This is a genomic window from Microbacterium sp. H1-D42 (genome assembly GCF_022637555.1).
Classification (GTDB): Bacteria; Actinomycetota; Actinomycetes; order Actinomycetales; family Microbacteriaceae; genus Microbacterium.
Genome location: NZ_CP093342.1, coordinates 1,764,441 through 1,784,057, shown reverse-complemented (window position 1 = coordinate 1,784,057; position 19,617 = coordinate 1,764,441). Strand labels below are relative to the sequence as shown.

At 68.1% G+C, this 19,617-nt stretch carries 17 protein-coding genes; 4 read left to right on the top strand and 13 right to left on the bottom strand.

Annotation, left to right across the window (positions count from 1 at the left end):
• Positions 1 to 12: 12 nt before the first annotated feature.
• The 3 genes from rpsD to MNR00_RS08460 form a co-directional block, all read right to left on the bottom strand.
• Entirely contained in the window at positions 13 to 642 is a 630-nt protein-coding gene (gene rpsD, locus MNR00_RS08470; protein WP_241928700.1) for a 30S ribosomal protein S4, read from the bottom strand.
• A 178-nt stretch (positions 643 to 820) separates the two neighbouring features.
• A complete protein-coding gene (locus MNR00_RS08465) occupies positions 821 to 1,792 on the bottom strand; it encodes a hypothetical protein (RefSeq protein ID WP_241928699.1) in 972 nt (323 codons plus the stop codon).
• Positions 1,793 to 1,887: 95 nt separating this feature from the next.
• Entirely contained in the window at positions 1,888 to 3,219 is a 1,332-nt protein-coding gene (locus MNR00_RS08460; RefSeq protein ID WP_241928698.1) for a replication-associated recombination protein A, read from the bottom strand.
• A gap of 102 nt (positions 3,220 to 3,321) precedes the next feature.
• Here MNR00_RS08460 and MNR00_RS08455 point away from each other — a divergent pair, with 102 nt between their 5' ends.
• Both MNR00_RS08455 and MNR00_RS08450 read left to right on the top strand, forming a co-directional pair.
• Positions 3,322 to 3,648 (top strand): hypothetical protein, encoded by a 327-nt coding sequence (locus MNR00_RS08455; protein ID WP_241928697.1) that lies wholly within the window; start codon positions 3,322 to 3,324, stop codon positions 3,646 to 3,648.
• Between the two features lie 132 nt (positions 3,649 to 3,780).
• Complete coding sequence (locus tag MNR00_RS08450; protein WP_241928696.1) at positions 3,781 to 4,719, top strand: formate/nitrite transporter family protein; 939 nt, start codon at positions 3,781 to 3,783, stop codon at positions 4,717 to 4,719.
• A gap of 63 nt (positions 4,720 to 4,782) precedes the next feature.
• Here MNR00_RS08450 and MNR00_RS08445 read toward each other — a convergent pair whose 3' ends face one another.
• From MNR00_RS08445 to nirB, 4 genes are read right to left on the bottom strand one after another with little or no spacing between them, the layout of a single operon-like run.
• Entirely contained in the window at positions 4,783 to 5,931 is a 1,149-nt protein-coding gene (locus MNR00_RS08445; RefSeq protein ID WP_241928695.1) for a uroporphyrinogen-III synthase, read from the bottom strand.
• The gene (gene cobA, locus MNR00_RS08440) at positions 5,928 to 7,160 is read right to left on the bottom strand and encodes a uroporphyrinogen-III C-methyltransferase (protein ID WP_347271937.1); all 1,233 of its coding nucleotides are present in this window, start codon (positions 7,158 to 7,160) and stop codon (positions 5,928 to 5,930) included. Before cobA ends, MNR00_RS08445 begins: the two co-directional genes overlap by 4 nt.
• 5 nt (positions 7,161 to 7,165) lie before the next feature.
• The gene (gene nirD / locus MNR00_RS08435) at positions 7,166 to 7,528 is read right to left on the bottom strand and encodes a nitrite reductase small subunit NirD (RefSeq protein ID WP_241928693.1); all 363 of its coding nucleotides are present in this window, start codon (positions 7,526 to 7,528) and stop codon (positions 7,166 to 7,168) included.
• Positions 7,525 to 10,077: a nitrite reductase large subunit NirB gene (nirB, locus tag MNR00_RS08430; protein WP_241928798.1), complete on the bottom strand. Its 2,553-nt coding sequence runs from the start codon at positions 10,075 to 10,077 to the stop codon at positions 7,525 to 7,527. Before nirB ends, nirD begins: the two co-directional genes overlap by 4 nt.
• 319 nt (positions 10,078 to 10,396) lie before the next feature.
• Between nirB and MNR00_RS08425 the strand changes: the two genes are divergently transcribed.
• Together MNR00_RS08425 and MNR00_RS08420 are read left to right on the top strand one after the other, a co-directional pair.
• Positions 10,397 to 11,758 carry a DUF349 domain-containing protein gene (locus MNR00_RS08425; RefSeq protein ID WP_241928692.1) on the top strand — a complete coding sequence of 454 codons (1,362 nt, stop codon included), beginning with the start codon at positions 10,397 to 10,399 and terminating at the stop codon, positions 11,756 to 11,758.
• Positions 11,759 to 11,824: 66 nt separating this feature from the next.
• A complete protein-coding gene (locus MNR00_RS08420; protein ID WP_241928691.1) occupies positions 11,825 to 12,388 on the top strand; it encodes an SAM-dependent methyltransferase in 564 nt (187 codons plus the stop codon).
• On the opposite strand, the gene MNR00_RS08415 is transcribed toward MNR00_RS08420, so the two are convergent.
• The 6 genes from MNR00_RS08415 to ruvA all read right to left on the bottom strand — a co-directional run bounded on the left by MNR00_RS08415 (position 12,367) and on the right by ruvA (position 19,615).
• Positions 12,367 to 14,622, bottom strand: coding sequence for a bifunctional (p)ppGpp synthetase/guanosine-3',5'-bis(diphosphate) 3'-pyrophosphohydrolase (locus MNR00_RS08415; RefSeq protein WP_241928690.1), 2,256 nt, complete (start codon positions 14,620 to 14,622; stop codon positions 12,367 to 12,369). The two genes, MNR00_RS08420 and MNR00_RS08415, sit on opposite strands and share 22 nt — an antisense overlap.
• A 64-nt stretch (positions 14,623 to 14,686) precedes the next feature.
• A complete protein-coding gene (gene secF, locus MNR00_RS08410; protein WP_241928689.1) occupies positions 14,687 to 15,694 on the bottom strand; it encodes a protein translocase subunit SecF in 1,008 nt (335 codons plus the stop codon).
• A complete protein-coding gene (gene secD, locus MNR00_RS08405) occupies positions 15,694 to 17,421 on the bottom strand; it encodes a protein translocase subunit SecD (protein ID WP_241928688.1) in 1,728 nt (575 codons plus the stop codon). Before secD ends, secF begins: the two co-directional genes overlap by 1 nt.
• Before the next feature lie 45 nt (positions 17,422 to 17,466).
• Positions 17,467 to 17,907: a preprotein translocase subunit YajC gene (locus MNR00_RS08400; protein ID WP_241928687.1), complete on the bottom strand. Its 441-nt coding sequence runs from the start codon at positions 17,905 to 17,907 to the stop codon at positions 17,467 to 17,469.
• A 75-nt stretch (positions 17,908 to 17,982) separates the two neighbouring features.
• On the bottom strand, positions 17,983 to 19,014 hold the full coding sequence (gene ruvB / locus MNR00_RS08395; protein ID WP_241928686.1) for a Holliday junction branch migration DNA helicase RuvB: 1,032 nt from the start codon (positions 19,012 to 19,014) through the stop codon (positions 17,983 to 17,985).
• Positions 19,007 to 19,615, bottom strand: coding sequence for a Holliday junction branch migration protein RuvA (gene ruvA / locus MNR00_RS08390; RefSeq protein WP_241928685.1), 609 nt, complete (start codon positions 19,613 to 19,615; stop codon positions 19,007 to 19,009). The genes ruvB and ruvA overlap by 8 nt, the downstream gene beginning before the upstream one ends.
• Positions 19,616 to 19,617: the final 2 nt, after the last annotated feature.

The window sequence follows — 19,617 nt, the reverse complement described above, 5'->3', positions numbered from 1 at the left end:
AAACGCTCTGTATCAGCGGGCTGCGTAGTACTCGACGACGAGCTGCACTTCACAGGTCACGGGGACCTCGGCGCGCTTCGGACGACGGACCAGGCGGGCCTGCAGCTTGTCGAGCTCGACCTCGATGTAGCCGGGAACGGGAGGCAGGACCTCGGCGTGACCGCCGGCTGCTGCGACCTGGAAGGGCTCGAGGCCCTCGCTCTTGGCCTTGACGTGGATGAGCTGACCCGGCTTCACGCGGAACGACGGGCGGTCGACGAGCTGGCCGTCGACGAGGATGTGACGGTGCACAACCAGCTGACGGGCCTGCGCGGTGGTGCGGGCGAAGCCGGCACGCAGCACGAGGGCGTCGAGACGCATCTCGAGCAGCTCGACCAGGTTCTCACCGGTCAGGCCGTCCTTGCGGCGAGCCTCGCTGAACGCGATGCGCAGCTGCTTCTCGCGGATGCCGTACTGCTCGCGAAGACGCTGCTTCTCACGCAGACGGACGGCGTAGTCGCTGTCAGCCTTGCGCTTGGTGCGGCCGTGCTCGCCGGGAGCGTAGGGACGCTTCTCGAGGTAGCGGGCGGCCTTCGGGGTGAGCGGGATTCCCAGCGCGCGGCTGAGACGGACCTTGCGGCGGTCCTGGGACTTCGTGACCACGAAGCATTCCTTCCGTGACGTGGACGCGTCTTTCACGTCTCACGGGCGTATCTCCGCCGCTCTGCCGCTGGGCGCACGCCGGGGCGCCGTGACGGTTTCCATCCGAGGATGGTGAGAGGAGGGATGCCCGAAAACTGTGTTTCGAGCCGCTCAATGCTAACAGATCGCAGGTGGGAACTCAGTCGACGGGCGTCAGCAGCGACGTCACGACCACCAGCCCGGCTCCGTACTCGTCATCCATCCGCTTTTGCAGGGCTCCATCGTCATAGACGACCTGCAGGCCAACCGTCCCCGCCATGCCGTCGACGCCTACGCCGGAGATCGCCCCGCTCGGCGTCATCTCGGCGATCAGCTCGTCGGCGATCGACTGCAGTTCGGCCTCAGTGCGCTCGGCGGCCGTCACGCACAGCATCCCGCCCCAGATCTGACTCAATGCGGCCTCAGCGGCCGCGACGTCGCCGACGAGCTTGACATTGATGACCGTCAGGTCGGGGAACGGCGACGTCATCTCGAGCTGCTCCTGCGGTGTGGCGTCGGGCCCCGGGTCCGGCACACGCGAGCGGTCCACCCACGAGGCGGCGTAGCCGTTCAGCTGCGCGGCGCGCTCGAACGCAAGGTTCATGGTGTCATCCGTGGTGCGCGCAGGGTCGAGCACGCGCCACCCGCCGTCCGGCTCCGCGCAGGGAGTCGCGAACATGGCGTCCGGCGCGCCCACGTTCTGCTCCGGCAGGTCGGCCGGGTCGGACGCTGTCGCCTCGGCCACGGTGAACGTGTACGCCTCAGGGTCGTATGTGCCAGTGAGGGTGAAGCTCCCCCAGCGCACGTCACCGGCCTCCTCGTAGGCCCCCGTCCAGTCGGTCCAGTCCCAGTCGACGAGCTTCGCGCCGCTGCACTGGGGCGGGTACGACTCGAGCACGGCCCCGAGGCACAGTTCTGCACCGTCGCCATCGTCGAGGACCGTGATCCCGAACGGCGTCGTCAGCCGGACCGGCTCGCCCGCAGAGGTCGCCCCGGCGGCAGAGGTCGGTTCGCCATCGGATGCCGGCGGCGTCGCGCACCCGGTGAGAGCGAGCGCTGCAGTGATCACGACTGCCGCCGCGCCGGCCGGGCGCGCATCGACCTGCCACCTGCGCGTGCTGACTGTCGTCATCTGCCCTCCTTGGCAGTCGACGCCGAGCTCCGCTGCTGCGGCGCCCTCACTCATCGGCGTCCTCACTCATCAGTGTGCAGCAGACGGCGATCGTCTCACCGATCGCCGAGGATACGGCGGATGCGCTCCAGGCGCGCGGCCACATCGCGTTCGGCGCCCAGTCCCTTCGGCTGGTAGTACTGGCGCCCGTCCAGATCGTCGGGCAGGTACTGCTGCGGCACGATGCCCGCGTCGCTGTCGTGCGGGTATCGATACCCCTTGCCGTGTCCGAGGCGCTTCGCTCCGGCGTAGTGCGCGTCGCGCAGGTGGATGGGCACGCGGCCGAACCCGCCGGCGCGCACGTCGGCGATGGCTGCGTTGATGGCCGCGTAGGCGGCGTTGGACTTGGCGGTGGTCGCCAGGTAGATGGTCGCCTCGGCGAGCGGGATGCGCCCTTCGGGCATCCCGATGAAGGCCACCGCGTCGGCCGCGGCGGTCGCGATCAGCAGCGCCTGGGGGTCAGCGAGACCGATGTCCTCGGATGCGGAGATCACCAGACGCCTGGCGATGAAGCGCGGGTCCTCCCCCGCCTCGATCATCCGCGCGAGGTAGTGCACGGCGGCATCCGGGTCGGAGCCGCGGATCGACTTGATGAACGCGCTGATGACGTCGTAGTGCTCATCGCCCTGCCTGTCGTACCTGAGCAGGGCGCGGTCGACGGCCTGAGCGACGTCCTCGCCCGTCACCTCGGCCGTGGCATCCGACTCCGCCTTCGACAGCGCGACGGCAGCGGCCGCCTCGAGCCCCGTCAACGCGCGTCGCGCATCACCGGACGCGAGCCTGATCAGGGCTGCCCGTGCATCATCGCTCAGCGTCACAGCGCCGGCGAGCCCCCGCGCGTCGGTGACGGCGCGATCGACCAGGACGCCGATGTCATCATCGGTCAGCGGCTGCAGGGTGAGCAGCAGCGAGCGGGACAGCAGTGGCGAGATCACCGAGAACGAGGGGTTCTCGGTGGTGGCCGCGATGAGGATCACCCAGCCGTTCTCGACACCAGGTAGAAGGGCATCCTGCTGGGCCTTGGTGAACCGGTGGATCTCGTCGAGGAACAGGATCGTGGTCTGGCCGTACAGGTCGCGCTGGGTGATGGCATCCTGCATCACCTCGCGGACGTCCTTCACCCCCGCCGTGATCGCCGACAGTTCCACGAAGCGGCGACCGGACGAGCGCGCGATCGCCTGTGCGACCGTCGTCTTTCCGGTGCCAGGCGGCCCCCAGAGGATGATCGAGACGGCACCGGGCGCCTTCGCCTGCGGGTCGGCGAGAGCGACGATCGGCGACCCAGCACGCAACAGGTGCTGTTGACCCGCGACCTCTGCCAGCGACACCGGCCGCATGCGCACGGCGAGTGGCGTCTGTCCAGACATCAGAGCGGCGGCGGGGGTCATGCTCCCAGGCTACCGGCGCGTCCGACATCGAGTCGCGGCGACGGTAGGCTCGCAGACGTCGGCGGGCTGCAGTCCTGCAGGTCGCCGCAGAGAGGAACGACGATGGCGGAACGCGGTTCTCGCAGTGCGCAGCAGCGCGCGCGCACCGAGGCGGAACGGGCGCGACTCTACGCGGCGCGAACGGGCTGGCACGAGATGCAGCTGCGGCGGCGACGGCGCGACAACTGGATCGCGGTGGTGGTCGGAGGGCTGATCGTCATCGGCGCCATCGTCAGCCAGACCGTCCTCGGGCAGTCCAACGCTCCGGCGCCCGCCCCATCGCCGACCTCCTCCGAAGCGCCGTCGACACCGCCCTCCCCCACGCCGACGTCGACGGACACGCCCACCGACTCGCCGACCCCCGAGTCCACTCAGACGCCCGCACCGTGATTCTCACATCTCACTGCAATGGGAGTGAGATGTTCGGCGCACAGCTGTAACGTCGCGCGCGAGTGTCGGAAACAGGCTTCCCGCACGCTGGACGAAACCGAGCCCGAGGGCTCTCGTCCCAGTGGAGGTCGTGTGTCCTACGTAAAACCCGCCGAGTTGGTGAGCCGGATGACGGATGCCGGCGCATACAAGATGCAACTGTCCCCCCGTGACACGCTGATCCGCGCCTTCATGGGCGCCGCTCTGCTGACGATGGGAGCCGCCTTCGCCGTCAGCGTGTCGACGAACACCGGTCAGCCGCTCGCAGCCGCGCTGCTGTTCCCGATCGGGTTCGTGATCCTCTACCTGTTCGGCTACGACCTGCTCACCGGCGTGTTCACGCTCGGTCCGCTCGCCGTGCTCGACCGCCGGCCCGGCGCGACGGTCGGTGCGATGCTGCGCAATTGGGGGCTGGTCTTCATCGGCAACTTCGCCGGTGCGTTCGTCGTAGCGGTGCTCATGGCGATCTACTTCACGTACGGGTTCTCGACCGAACCCAGCCCGGTCGGAGCCGCGATCGGCGAGATCGGGCATTCCCGCACCGTCGGTTACGCGGATCACGGTGCCGCCGGCATGCTCACGCTGTTCGTGCGCGCGGTGCTGTGCAACTGGATGGTCTCCAGCGGCGTCGTGCTCGCGATGATCTCAGACAGCGTGATCGGCAAGATCGTCGCGATGTGGCTGCCCATCTCGCTGTTCTTCTACATGGGCTTCGAGCACTCGATCGTGAACATGTTCCTCTTCCCTTCTGGTCTGCTCCTCGGCGCCGACTTCACCATCTGGGACTACCTGATCTGGAACGAGATCCCCACCGTCGTCGGCAACCTCGTGGGCGGGCTGCTCTTCGTCGGACTGCCGCTGTACTTCACCCACGGACGCACCAAGCTGCGTCGCGTCAGGACCGACCGTGTGCAGCCGGCCCTGCCTGCTGCGGATGCGGTCGGTTCTGCCGACGCCGCTGCCGTGGCTGACACCGTCGCCACTGATATGCCATCCGACAGCGAGGTCCGCGAGCCGGTCGGCATCAGCTGATCCGACCGCCCGGCTCGACAGCACGGGTGAGGGACTGGAGCCGCGGCGTCAGTCCCTCACCCGTCAGAACGCGTCGGCGACCTCGAGTCGATACCCGCGCTTGATGACCGTTCGGATGATCTGCCCCTCACCCAGCGCATCCCGCAGCCTGGCGATGGCCATCTCGACGGCATGCAGACTGTCACCCCCACGAGGCAGGGCGCGTCCGAGTTCCTGACGGGTCAGCACCCGTCCTTCCGCGTCGAACAGCGCGCCGAGCACGCCGGCCGATGCACGCGACAGCGGCACATACGCTCCGTCTACCAGCGCCCCGCCGCTGCGCACCTGCACGTGCCCCGCCGGCGTTATCTGCCGCGGCGATCCCTCCGAACCGAAATGGTCGACCACACAGCGCACCAGAGAGCCCAGTCGGCCTCGGGTCGCGACGGTCGTGCGCAATCGCGCCGCTTCCAGCGGCCCGGCGGTCACCGGACCGACCGCAGCCAGCAGCAGGCGCCCCGAAGCCGCGCGCTCGCCGAGGTGTTCCAGCGCACCGGCATCCGATGCCGTCTGCACCCACGCCGCAGCGCCCGGTGCAGACGTGAACAGCACCGCATCCACTTCTCCGGCGCCTGCCTGCAGCACCGAGCGGTGGACGACGCGCAGGTCCGGCGGCGGACCCCAGCGGTACACCGTGACGTTGACGACGTCTGCGCCCCGCTCTGCCAGCAGGGTGTCGAGCCCATCGGCACCGGCGCCATGGTGCTGCACCGCGATGCGCAGGCCACGGATGTCCCCTGCGGTCAGGTGCTCCCCCACCTCGGCCGCGGTCTCGGACACCGCCACCCAGTCGGCCCGGAATCCTGCCTGCAGAATCGCGCCGTGCGCCTTCGGCCCGCGCGCGACGAATCGTGTCCGCGCGAATGCCGCGGACAGCGCATCCGACAGCTCCTGCTCGTGCACAGCATCCATCCAGCCGCGAAATCCCACCGCGGTTGTGACGATGACGATGTCCGGCGGGTTCGCGAGCAGCTCCTCGGTGCACGCGAGCAGCTGCTCGTCATCCGCGTTGGGAATGATGCTCAGCGCCGGCGCACGGTACGTCTGCGCACCGTGTCGCTCGAGTGCGGCGGCGAGGTCCGCGCCGCGCCGGTCGGCCGCGATCACGATCGTGCACCCGACAAGAGCGGCGTCCAGCCTGTTCGGAGTCGCTCCCGACGAGACGGCCGTCATGCGCTCGCTGCTTCCGACATCGTCGTCGACGTCGGAAGCAGCAGTCCTGGTATCGCCACGTCGCCGACGACGATGACGGCAGGATTGCGCAGGCTGACCTCGTCGGCATCGGCGACCGCAGCCGCCAGCGTGGTCCAGGTGGTGCGCTGCTCGGCGGTATGACCGCTCTCGACGAATGCCATCGGCCGGTCAGGCGGCACACCGTGAAGGAGCGCGGCATCGACGAGTCTGCTGAGCGCGGCGACGCCCATCAGCACGACCGTGGTCACACCGGGGTCGGCGAGGGCGGCGAGCGTGGTCGGTCCGAGTTCGCCCTGTCCGTTGACGACGTGGAACGCCGCGGCAGTGCCGCGGTGCGTGACGGGGATGCCAGCTGCCTGCGGCACGGCGATCGCACTCGACGGCGCGGGTGTCACCTCGACGGCGATCCCCGCGGCGAGGCAGGCCTGCACCTCTTCACCTCCGCGACCGAACACGAAGGGGTCGCCACCCTTCAGCCGCACGACGCGCAGTCCTGCCGCGGCCCGCGCGACGATCAGCCGGTTGATCTCCTCCTGCGAGACCGGGTGGTGCCCTGGCTGCTTCCCGACGTCGATCACCTCGACGTCGGAGGTCACGGACTGCAGCACCTCCGCTGCCGGTCCGAGCCTGTCGGCGATGATCACGTCAGCCTCTGCGATCAGGCGCCGTGCCCGCACAGTCATCAGGTCGGCAGGTCCGGGGCCGCCGCCGACGAGGTCGACGCGTCCCATCCCCGACCGGCGCCGACGAAGCGGCAGCCTGCCGTCCGCGATGAGATCCGCGACTACATCCGCGACGGCGTCCCGCACGGCGGCGGAGCGTCGGGGGTCCGCTCCGACCCGGCTCGCCACCGCGACGGTCGCGTCACCGGCATCCACCTGCGCCGTCATCCGCACGGCTCCTCGTGCGCCCTCGCCGGCGCACAGGATGCGGCGCCGCTCGCACAGCGCCGTGACCATCCGATCCGTGCGGCGGTCTCCAGTGGCGACGTGCACGAGCCAGGCGCCGCGCAGGTCGCGTGCGCGCACCGGGCGGGCTCGCCACGGGATCTCGTGCCGACGCACAAGCAGGGCGGTCGTCTCGTGCAGTTCGGGGGCGACGATGCGCACGCGGGCGCCCTCGGCGATGAAGCGGCTCAGCCTTCTGGCCGTCACCGCGCCTCCGCCGACCATCAGCACGTCGCGTCCGGTGATCGACATGCCCAGCATCAGCGTCACTGCACACCATCCTCAGTCAGCAGAACCTCACCGTCGACGACGGCCACCGGCCAGACACGCAGCGCGCTCGCCGCCCTGCCCTGTGTCTCGAGGCAGAGACCAGTGCGCAGGTCGAACACCTGCTTGTGCATGGGTGACGCCACCGTCGGCGCCTCGCCGCGGGTTCCGACGATGCCGCGGGACATCACATTGGCTCCGCTGTACGGGTCGAGGTTCGAGACGGCATGCACGGTGCCGTCCGTGAGCAGGAACAACGCGATCTGTGTGTCTCCCAGCAGCGCCGCGCGGCCGCGTTCGACCTCGAGATCACGCAGGTGGCACACGCGCACCCCTGCGGCGGCATCGATCAGGACGCTCATCGACGCACCTCCAGCACGGTTCCGGCGATCAGCACGGCCCCGGCGCGCTCCTCAGGTGTGGCGGGACGCACCTGCCCGCGCTCGGGCACATAGGCGAGCGAAGGGTCGGGAGTGTCGGCCGCGTTCACGAACGATTCGAACCTCCGCAGCTTCTCGGGATCGCGCAGCGTCGCCGCCCATTCGTCCTCGTACCGATCGACATGGGCCGCCATCGCTTCGTCGAGATCGGCGCAGATGCCGAGGCTGTCTTCGACGATCACCTGTCGCAGCCCCTCCAGTCCACCGTCGAGGTCCTCGCACCATCCGGCGGTGCGCTGCAATCGATCCGCGGTGCGGATGTAGTACATGAAGAAGCGGTCGATCGCGCGGATGAGCGCGTCGTCGTCGAGGCCGGATGCCAGCAGCTGGGCGTGACGGGGCGTGAATCCGCCGTTGCCGCCGACGTACATGTTCCAGCCGGTCTCGGTGGCGATCACGCCGACGTCCTTCGAGCGCGCCTCGGCACACTCCCTGGCGCAGCCGGAGACGCCCACCTTGAGCTTGTGCGGGGCGCGCAGGCCGCGGTAGCGCAGTTCGAGCGAGACCGCCATCCCGACCGAGTCGAGCACGCCGTACCGGCACCACGTCGACCCGACGCACGACTTCACGGTGCGCAGCGCCTTGCCGTAGGCCTGACCGGACTCGAACCCGGCATCCACCAGCCGCTGCCAGATCGGCGGCAGCTGCTCGAGTCGCGCGCCGAACATGTCGATGCGCTGGCCGCCGGTGATCTTCGTGTACAGGCCGTAGTCGTCTGCGATGCGGCCGATGGCGATGAGCCCAGCCGGGGTCACCTCGCCGCCTGGCATGCGCGGCACGACAGAGTACGTGCCGTCTTTCTGCAGGTTCGCCATGACGTGGTCGTTCGTGTCCTGCAGCGTCGCCAGCTCACCGTCGAGCACGTGTGCCCCGAGGAGGGAGGAGAGGATGCTGGCCAGCGCCGGCTTGCAGATGTCGCATCCGCGTCCCCGGCCGAACCGTTCGATGATCGCGCTGAAGGTCGAAAGCCCCGACACCCGCACCGCGTCGAACAACTGGCGGCGGGTGAGATCGAAGTGCTCGCACAGCGCGGTCGAGACCGTCTCGCCGAGACGGGCGAGCTCGGTGCCGACGATCTTCTTGACCATCAGCACGCAGGACCCACAGGTCGCCCCCGCCTTCGTGCATGACTTGACCGCCGCCGCGTCGCGGCAGCCGTCCTCATGCACGGCGCTGCGGATGCGGCCGGCGGTGACGTTCGAACATGAGCACACCACCGCCGAGTCGGGCAGATCGCCGCTGACCGGCAGGGCGCCACCCTCGGGCAGCAGGTATGAGACGGGGTCGGCGCCGAGCGGCGCACCGACGAGCGGGCGCAGCGCACCGTAGGCCGAGGCGTCACCGATGAGGATGCCGCCGAGCAGCGTCTGCGCATCATCGGAGAGCACCAGCTTCTTGTACACGCCGGCCACCGGGTCCGCGTAGACGACATCCAGACACGACGGCGTGCTGCCCATCGCGTCGCCGAAGCTCGCCACCTCGACGCCGGAGAGCTTCAGCTTCGCCGAGTCGTCGAACCCGGGGAAGGCCGCGTCGCCGCCCAGCAGCACGTCCACGGCGACCTCGGCCATCGCATATCCAGGAGCGACGAGACCGACGGTCTTCCCGCCGAAGCTGGCGACCTCTCCGATCGCCAGCACGCGCGGATCGCTGGTCACGCAGTGCTCATCGATGAGCACACCTCCCCACGGGTCGGTGCGCAGACCCGACTCGCGCGCGAGGGCATCCTGGGCCCGCACTCCGACCGTGAAGACGACGACATCGGCGCTTTCGAAGCTGCCGTCCTCGAACTGCGCCGCGGCGACAGCGCCCGATCGATCGGCGTCCAGCCGCACCGTTCGCGCTTTCGTCCGCACTCCGATGCCGCGCTGCGCGATGAGCCGGCCGAGGAGCGCACCGCCGGCCGAGTCGAGCTGCGCCGACATCAATCTGTCCGAGGACTGGATCACCGTGCAGGCGACATCGAGCCCCTGCAGGGCGCCCGCGGCCTCGAGGCCGAGCAGTCCGCCGCCGATGACGAGGCCCCTCAGCGGTCTTGCGAGCTCGCGGCCGCGTCGCTCCACATAGGCCTGAAGTCCCTGGACGTCGTCCAGCGTGCGGTAGACGAAGCAGCCGGGCAGATCCGCCCCGGAGGCGGCGATGCGCGCGGCTCTGGAACCGGTGGCGAGAACGAGGGCGTCGTAGCCGAACGTGCTGCCTGCTTTCGTCTGCACGCGGCGCTGCCGCCGGTCGATGCGCACCACCGGGTCGCCGGTGCGCAGGATCGCCCTGTCATCCCCGAAGACGCCGGCGTCGAGCGTGAGCTGGGCGGGCGTGAGCCCGCGGAAATGTCCGGACAGACCGACGCGGTCGTACGGCGGATGCTGTTCCTCACCGAGAACGGTCAATCGCACACCAGCTTCTGGTCTGCTGAGCAGGCTCTCCGCGAAGCGGTGCGCCACCATGCCGGCGCCGATCACGACGACATCCATGACGTGGGTGCGTCGGATGGCGGTGGTCTCGGTGTTCATCACATCGGTGTTCATCGAATCGGTGCTCATGACTCCCCTGACGCTCGCTGTGGACGACGCTCACGCTACGCACGCCGTGTTTCACGTATCAGCCACCGGCTGTTACGGGCGTGGAACGGGTTTCTCACAACTCGATAACGACGATGTGAGCAGCATCCGCTTCGGCTTGCGGGCGATGGCGCCGCCGAGCGCGGCACCTGCTCGCCGACTTCTGCGGCGGCGGCTAGGCTGAGCATCGTCCTTTCCCACTCCCGCGGGTTGACCGCGCAAGGAGAACATCGTGTCTGACGACAACGCCACCCAGCCCACCCCGCCCGTCCCGGGTCCTCCTGTTCCTGCACCGCCCCGTCGGCCAATGCCCACCGTGGCGGCCGCTGCTGCAGTCGCACCGACGCCGGTCGCCGCCGTGACCTCCGATGCAGCCGAATGGGGCCGCGTCACCGAAGACGGCACCGTCGAGGTCCGCGAGGGCGAGGAATGGCGCGCGGTGGGCCAGTACCCTGACGGCACCCCTGATGAGGCACTGGCGTACTTCGCTCGCAAGTACGATGACCTGGCCGTGAAGCTCGGCACACTCGAGACCCGTGCACAGGGTGGCGGTGCTTCAGCATCCGACCTGACCAAGCAGGCGACGCATCTGCTCGGCGAGGCCACCGACGCCGCAGTCGTCGGCGACCTGGCAGGACTCCGCACGCGCATCGAGACGCTTGTCGCTTCCTTGTCCGAGGCGACCGCCAAGGAGGCCGAGGCAGCCAAGGAGGCGCTCGACGCCGCCATCGCCGAGCGCACCGCCATCGTGGAGAAGGCCGAGGCGATCGCTGCTCGCGACCTGAGCAAGGTGCAGTGGAAGCAGGTCACCGTCGAGATGACCGACCTGTTCGACGCTTGGCAGGCGCATCAGCAGAACGGGCCACGACTGCCGAAGGGAACCGCTCAGCAGCTCTGGAAGCGATTCCGCGACGCGCGGTCGACGGTCGACAAGGCTCGCCGCTCGTTCTTCTCCGAGCTCGACGATGTGCATCGCACCGCCCGCGACGCGAAGGCCCGACTGGTCGAGCGTGCCGAGGCACTGGCTCCTCGCGGCATCGACGGCATCCCCGCCTACCGCAACCTGCTCGACGAGTGGAAGGCCTCCGGCCGTGCCGGTCGCAAGGCCGACGACGCCCTGTGGGCGAAGTTCAAGGCCGCCGGCGACGCGCTCTACGCTGCCCGCGCAGAGCAGGCTGCCGCTGACGAAGCCGACTCCGCTCCGAAGATCGAGGCCCGTGAGGCGCTGCTGGTCGAGGCGCAGGCCGTCGCCGACGAGTCCAACCTCAAGCGCGCCCGCGCACTGCTGACCCGCATTCAGCGCCAGTGGGACGACGTCGGTCGCATCTTCCCTCGCGAGAAGGAGCGCGCGCTGGATGACCGCATGCGCGCCATCGAGCAGGCGCTGAAGTCGCGCGAAGAGGTTGATTGGAAGAAGAACAACCCCGAGACGAAGGCGCGCGCGAACGACATGAGCTCGCAGCTCCTCGAGGCCATCGAGAAGCTCGAGGCCGAGCTCGCGGCAGCCGAGAAGTCCGGCGACAAGAAGTCGATCAAGGAAGCGACCGAAGCTCTCGCAGCGCGCCGTGCGTGGCTGAGCGCGCTGGGCGGCTGATCCCCGTTATCCACAGCATGAGCCGTGGCACCCCATCGCGGGGCGCCACGGCTCATACTTTTGAGCGTGCACCCGGCCCTGTTCTACCGCCCAGGTGAGCGACTCTCGCTCTCCGAGCTCGGCGCTGCGCGCCTCGACGGACAGGTCACCGAAGTCGGCGAGGGATTCATGCCCATCGACACGGTGGAGGACCCTGCGGCGCGAGCCATGAGCATCGCGGCGCTGCTGCCGGAGCGGACTGCCGCGAGCGGACCGACCGCGGCCTGGGTGCACGGTGCGGGCGATCGGCCGCCGGGAGTGCACCATGCGACGCGCAACAGCCCCTCGCGGCTGCGCGCCCATTCCTCGGCACGCGTCGTCTACCACGATCGCTGCCTGGCAGCCGATGAGGTCGAGATGATCGGACCTGTCGCGGTGACCACGCGCCTCGCGACCGCCGTCACACTGCTGTTCGATCTCGCGCGCGAAGGCGGCGATGAGAAGTGGCTGCGCGACCTGCTGAGCACATCCCCCGGACTCGGGGATGCGATGCGCACGCACGTCGCATCGATCGCGCATCGCCCTGGCAGTCGCAAGGCGAAGCAGCTTCTCGCAGAGCTGCTCTCAGATCAGGACGTGGTGACGCGGTAGACGTCGTACACCGCGTCGATCCTGCGCACGGCGTTGAGCACGCGGTCCAGGTGCACCGAGTCACCCATCTCGAAGACGAAACGGCTCAGCGCCAGCCGCTCGTCAGTCGTGGTCACCGTGGCGGACAGGATGTTGACGTGGTGTTCGCTGAGTACGCGGGTGACATCCGAGAGCAGCGCCGCCCGGTCGAGAGCCTCCACCTGGATCTGCACACGGAACACGCTCTTGGTGGTCGGGGCCCACTCCACCTCGACGAAGCGCTCCGGATCCGATGCGAGTGCCTTGACGTTGACGCAGTCCTGGCGGTGCACCGACACGCCGCTGCCCCTGGTCACGAAGCCGACGATCTGGTCACCTGGCACCGGAGTGCAGCAGCGCGCCAGTTTGACGAGGATGTCAGACGCACCGCGCACGAGGATGCCGGAGTCACCGCCGCGCGTTTCGCGCACCGGCACCCGCTGTCCTGGCAGATCGATCGCACCGGTGCTGGTGTCCTGTTCGACGGCGACCAGTGCGGTGACCTTCTCCAGCACGGACTGGGTGGACACGTGCCCTTCACCGACCGCGGCGTACAGTGCAGAGACGTCTTCGTATCGCAGCTGATGTGCGACCTCGGTGAAGGACTCCTGACTCATCAGGCGCTGCAGCGGCAGGTTCTGCTTGCGCATCGCCCGCGCGATGGCCTCCTTGCCCTGCTCGACCGCCTCTTCGCGGCGCTCCTTGGTGAACCAGCCACGGATCTTGTTGCGAGCCCTGGTGCTCTTGACGAAGGTGAGCCAGTCCTGGCTCGGACCCGCATCCGGGTTCTTCGAGGTGAACACCTCGACGACGTCGCCGCTCTTCAGTTCGGTCTCCAGCGGCACCAGTCGGCCGTTGACCTTCGACCCCATCGTGCGATGGCCGATCTCGGTGTGCACGGCATACGCGAAATCGACGGTCGTCGCCCCGGCCGGCAGGCCGATGACCCGACCCTTGGGCGTGAAGACATAGACCTCTTTGGCGCCGATCTCGAAACGCAGCGAGTCGAGGAACTCGCTGGGGTCGGCCGTCTCCGCCTGCCAGTCCGAGATGTGCGCCAGCCAGGCCATGTCGGTGTCGGGAACCCGGGAATCGACCTTGCCGCCGTTGACGCGCTCCTTGTACATCCAGTGCGCGGCGACGCCGAACTCGGCCTGCTGGTGCATCTCGTGCGTGCGGATCTGAATCTCGACGGTGCGACCGGCCGGGCCGATGACCGTCGTGTGCAGCGACTGATAGAGGTTGAACTTCGGGGTGGCGATGTAGTCCTTGAACCGGCCGGGCAGCGGCGTCCAGCGCGCGTGGATCGCACCGAGAACCGCGTAGCAGTCGCGCACCGAGTTGACCAGGACGCGGATGCCGATCAGGTCGTAGATGTCGTCGAACTCGCGTCCGCGGATCACCATCTTCTGATAGACGGAGTACAGCTGCTTGGGACGACCGACGACCTTGCCGCGGATGCGCAGCTCGCGCAGGTCCTCGTCGATCGAGTCGATGACGTTCTGCAGGTACTTCTCACGCTGGGGTGTGCGCTGCGCGATCAGACTGTTGATCTCGGCGTAGATCTTCGGATGCAGGACGGCGAACGACAGGTCCTCGAGCTCGGACTTGATCGTCTGGATACCGAGGCGATGCGCCAGTGGCGCATAGATCTCAAGGGTCTCCTTGGCCTTGCGCGCGGACTTCTCCGGCGGCACGAAGCCCCAGGTCCGGGCATTGTGCAGGCGGTCGGCGAGCTTGATGAGCAGCACGCGGATGTCCTTCGACATCGCGACGATCATCTTGCGGACCGTCTCGGCCTGCGCGCTCTCGCCGTACTTGACCTTGTCGAGCTTGGTGACGCCGTCGACCAGCATGGCGACCTCGTCGCCGAACTCCTCGGTCAACTCCGTCAGTGCGTAGCCGGTGTCCTCCACCGTGTCGTGGAGCAGCGCCGCGGCGATGGCGCGTGGCCCGAGCCCGAGCTCGGCGAGGATCTGCGCGACGGCAAGTGGATGTGTGATGTACGGCTCACCGCTCTGGCGCAGCTGCCCGGCATGCTTGTCGCGCGCGACCTGATAGGCGCGCTCGATGATCGGCAGATCACCGCGCGGATGATTCGCGCGGACGGTGCGGATCAGGTTATCGAGGTCGTTGACGCGGGGAGCTCGCGAGAAGATGCGCGGCACGAGCCGACGCAGGCTCGATCCCTGCGAGGTCGCCTGCGAATCCGCCATCTGCTGCTCCTGTCCGATCAGAACATCCTACGCGGGGCCGGCAGTTGCCGACCCCGCGAGCGGATCAGGCCTTGGCCGCTACAGAGCGCTGACGCGCCTCGTGCACCTTGGCGTCGTGAGCGACGATCGCGGGCTCGTTCTCGCGGAACAGCGAGTAGAGCGGGGCGGCGACGAACAGCGTCGAGTACGTCGCCACGATGATGCCGACGAAGATCGACAGCGAGATGTCGGTGAGCGTCTCGGCACCGAGCCAGAACGCGCCGATGAACAGGATCGCACCGACCGGCAGCGCTGCCACGACCGAGGTGTTGATCGATCGCACCAGCGTCTGGTTCACCGCGAGGTTCACCGATTCGCCGAACGTTCGCGTGGTCTGATTCGCGTCCTCGGTGGTGTTCTCTCGAACCTTGTCGAACACGACTGTGGTGTCGTACAAGGAGTACGCCAGGATCGTCAGGAATCCGATCACCGCCGCCGGTGAGATCTCGAATCCGGCCAGCGCGTAGACGCCGACCGTGATCACGAGCACGTCGAGCAGACCGAGGATCGCTGCCGCCGACATCTTCCAGGTGCGGAAGTAGATCGCCAGGATCAGGAAGGTCAGCGCGAGGAAGATCGCCAGGCCCCACAGCGACTGCCGGGTGACGTTCTCGCCCCAGGCCGGTCCGATGAAGGAGTTGGTGATGTCCTCGACCTTGACGTCGTACGCCTGCGAGAGCGCTTCGGTGACCTGCTGGGTCTGCAGTGCGCTCATCTGGTCGGTCTGCACGCGGACGTCGCGGTTGTTCACGATCACGACCTTGGCCGTGGCTTCGGGAACCACCGAGCGCACCGCATCGGTCGCGAGCGACTGGTCGGGCTTGCCGTCGGCACCGGTCGCGGGGCTTGCCACCACGAACTGCGATCCACCGGTGAACTCGATCGAGAACTGCACCGGCCGGATGAGGGGCACCAGGGCGCTGCCGACGATCAGCACGATCGCGATGATGAACCACAGGCGACGCTTCGCGACGAACGGGAAGGACGTCTTGCCCGAGTATAGGTTGTTGCCGAACTCATTCATGGAGAACATCAGCTGTCGGAGTCCTTTCCGGCATCCGAGGATCCCTTGGCGGCGAGTGCCTCCGCGCGCTTGCGCTCGGCGATGGTCTGGCGTTTCTCGGCCTCATTGCGGGCGCCCTTGTTGCGAGCCGCGCGACCGGCGGAGCCGACCTGCGCCTCACGGAACTGGGCACGACCCCGGTACACCGCACCGAGCGACTCCGGATCGAGTCCGGACAGCCGGTGTCCGCCACCGAAGAATCTGGTGCGCGCCAGCAGCTGCATCACCGGATGCGTGAAGATCACGAAGATGAACACGTCGATGAGCGTTGTCAGACCCAACGTGAACGCGAAGCCCTTCACCGTGGCGTCGGCGAGGATGTACAGCACCACGGCTGCAAGGATGTTGATCGACTTCGAGATGTAGATCGTGCGCTTGGCGCGGCCCCAGCCGTCTTCGACGGCGCCGGTGATGGATTTGCCATCGCGCAGCTCATCTCGTATTCGCTCGAAGTAGACGATGAACGAGTCGGCCGTGAATCCGATCGAGACGATCAGACCCGCCACACCTGCCAGCGACAGGCGGAAGCCCATGCGCCACGCGAGAATGCAGATGATGATGTAGGTGAGCACACCCATCACGCCGATGGATGCGATGATCACCCAGCCGAGTGCCCGGTAGCTGATCAGCGAGTAGATCGCGACGAGACCAAGTCCGATCAGACCGGCGATGAGGCCGATCTGCAGCTGCTGCGAGCCGAGCGTCGCCGAGATCGTGTCAGAGCTCTCAACGTTGAAGCTCAGCGGCAGGGCGCCGTAGCGCAGCTGGTCGGCGAGGGTCTGCGAGCTCTCCTGCGTGAAGTTGCCCGAGATGCTGGGCTTGCCGTTGAGGATCGCGGCCTGCATGACCGGGGCGGAGATGACGACGCCGTCGAGCACGAACGCGAACTGGTCACGCGGGCTGAGGCCCGCGATGCGGTTGGCGTTCAGTCGCTGGCTGATGTCACCGAACACCTCGGTGCCCTTGCTGTCGAGCTCGAGGTTGACCGTCCATGCGCCGGACTTCTGGTCACGACCGGCGGTGGCATCGTCGATGACGGTGCCGTCGAGCTCCATCGGGCCGAGCAGGTACTTGACCGAGCCGGTGGGGTCGCAGGCGACCAGCGGTTCGTCAGCCGGCGGCGTGGTGCTCGGACGCTCGGCCGTGCAGTCGAACGACTGCAGCGCGGCGAACTGCTTCTCGGTGATCTGCGACGGATCGCTGCCGTCGGTCGGCTTCGGCGTCGGGACCGCGTTCATGGTCTCGTTCGGCGTCGGGAAGGCGGTCGTCTTGCCGTCCTCGCCGACGAACTCCGTCGCGGGGTCGGTGGCCACGAGCACGGCGCGGAACTCCAGCTGTGCACTCGCCTGGATCCGATCGCGAGTCTCCTGATCGGCGACACCGGGGATCTGGACGACGATGTTGCGGCCGCCCTCGGTGGTGATGTCAGCTTCTGCGGTGCCGGAGGCGTCCACGCGCTGGCGGATGATGGCCGCGGCCTGGTCGAGCTGCTCCTGCGTCGGGTCGGAGCCGTCGGCGGTCTGCGCGCTCAGTACGATCTGCGTACCACCCTGCAGGTCGAGTGCGAGCTCCGGCGTCCATGAGCTCTCCTTGAACCCGTAGACGCCGAGGGCGTTGATGCCGAACAAAGCCGCCGTGACGAGGAGCAGGCCTAGAAGGACCCGCCACGCATGGCGGGTCGGAGTTGAGGATGCCACGTAGTTCCGCTTTCCGCGTGAAACGCCCGAAGGCGTCGATTTTCGTCAGTTGTCGTCGTTGCGCTCGAGACGTGCCTTGGTCTCCTCAGGCGTCTCGACCTGGATCGTCTCGATGCCGTCGTTCGCGTCCTTGGCGGGAGTCACCTCGGGGTGCTCCTCATCCACGATTTCCACGGCGTCCGCAGCGGCATCCTCTGCGTACGAGTCAGCGGCTTCGGTCGGCTCGACGACGCGCAGGATCGACTGGCTGTGCACCTCGATGATCACGCCGGGAGCGAGTTCGATCTCGGCGGGCTTGTCGAGATCGACGGGGTCGTAGGAGACGACGGTTCCGTACAGGCCGCCCTGCAGCAGCACCTTCGCGCCGGGGACGGTCTTCGAAGCCTTCTCCTCCTGCTGTTCCTTCATCTGCTTCTGGCGCTTGCGGGTGTTCATGAACATGAACACGAGCATCACGGCAAGAAGTCCGAAGAGGATGATTTCCATGAGAGTTACAGCCTTTCGAGGTGCACGCCGAACGCGGCGGTGCGTAGGGGGGATGAGCCGGGAAGTCTTCAGCGATTATAGGTCATCGAACAATGCGGCCCCGTCGGGGTGCGCAATGCCGAGATGTGCATACGCCTCCGGCATGGCGATGCGGCCGCGCGGGGTGCGCCCGAGGAAGCCGATCCGCACCAGATAGGGCTCGACCACGCTCTCGACGGTCTCGCCCTCTTCGCCGACGGCGACGGCCAGGGTGCTGAGTCCTACCGGGCCACCACGGAAGCGACGCACGAGCGCGTCGAGCACGGCGCGGTCGAGGCGGTCGAGTCCGATCGGGTCGACGTCGTAAAGTTCAAGCGCCGCGCGCACGTCGGAGATGGATGCTGAGCCACCACCACCATGCACGAGTGCGTAGTCGCGCACGCGGCGCAGCAGTCGGTTGGCGATGCGGGGCGTGCCTCGGGAGCGACGGGCGATCTCCGAGAGGGCATCATGAGGCAGGCGCACCCCGAGCACGCTCGCCGACCGTGAGATCACGCGCTCGAGGTCGGACTCATCGTAGAACTCGAGGTGTCCGGTGAACCCGAACCGGTCTCGCAGCGGATTGGGCAGGAGGCCCGAGCGCGTGGTCGCGCCGACCAGGGTGAACGGGGCGAGTTCGAGGGGGATGCTGGTGGCGCCGGCGCCCTTGCCGACCATGATGTCGATGCGGAAGTCCTCCATCGCGAGGTACAGCATCTCCTCCGCGGAGCGGGCCATCCGATGGATCTCATCGATGAAGAGGACCTCGCCCGGTGTCAGGCTCGACAGCAGTGCGGCGAGGTCGCCGGCGTGCTGGATCGCGGGGCCGCTGGAGAGCCGGAGCGGTCGACCGCTCTCGTGCGCGACGATCATCGCGAGGGTCGTCTTGCCGAGTCCCGGCGGGCCGGCGAGCAGGATGTGGTCTGCCGTGCGCTCCTGGATATGGGCGGCCTCGAGCAGAAGCTGCAGTTGGCCGCGCACCTTGTGCTGTCCGACGAACTCGTCGAGGCTGGTCGGCCGCAGCGCGCCTTCGATCGCGAGCTCGGTCTCGTCGAGCGCCTCGGCGGCGTCGTGTGGTTCGTCAGCCACGCTTGCCTCCAGGGCCCATGGCGGCGAGCGTGCGGCGCAGCAGTGCCGGCACGGACTCGCGCTCAGCATCCGTCGCGACCTCCGCAGTCTGCAGGGCAGCCTCTGCCGCGACCTTCTCGGACCATCCGAGCCCGACCAGCGCCGCCGTCACCTGATCGGTGATGACTGTAGCCGGAGCGCCCGCGGGCGCGCTGGCGATGCGCGGCTGCACCTTGCCTGCCAGTTGCACCACGATCAGCTTCGCGGTCTTCGGTCCGATGCCGGAGACACGGCGGAACGGAGCGTCGTCCTCGGCAGTGACCGCCTCGGCGATCTGGTCGACGGTGAGGTGCGAGAGCACGCCGAGCGCGGACTTCGGCCCGACGCCGGTCACGCTGATCAGCTGCCCGAAGATCTCCAGCTCGTCCTGGTCACTGAATCCGTACAGCGTCAGGGCGTCCTCGCGCACGATCAGACTGGTGTGCAGGCGAAGCTGCTCCCCCGCCACAGCCGTGTGTCCGATGTCGGCCGGTACGAAGACCGAGAGCCCGACGCCGCCGGTCTCGATCACGACCTGACCGGGTGCAGTGTGCAGCACCGTGCCGCGCAGGGAGGAGATCATGA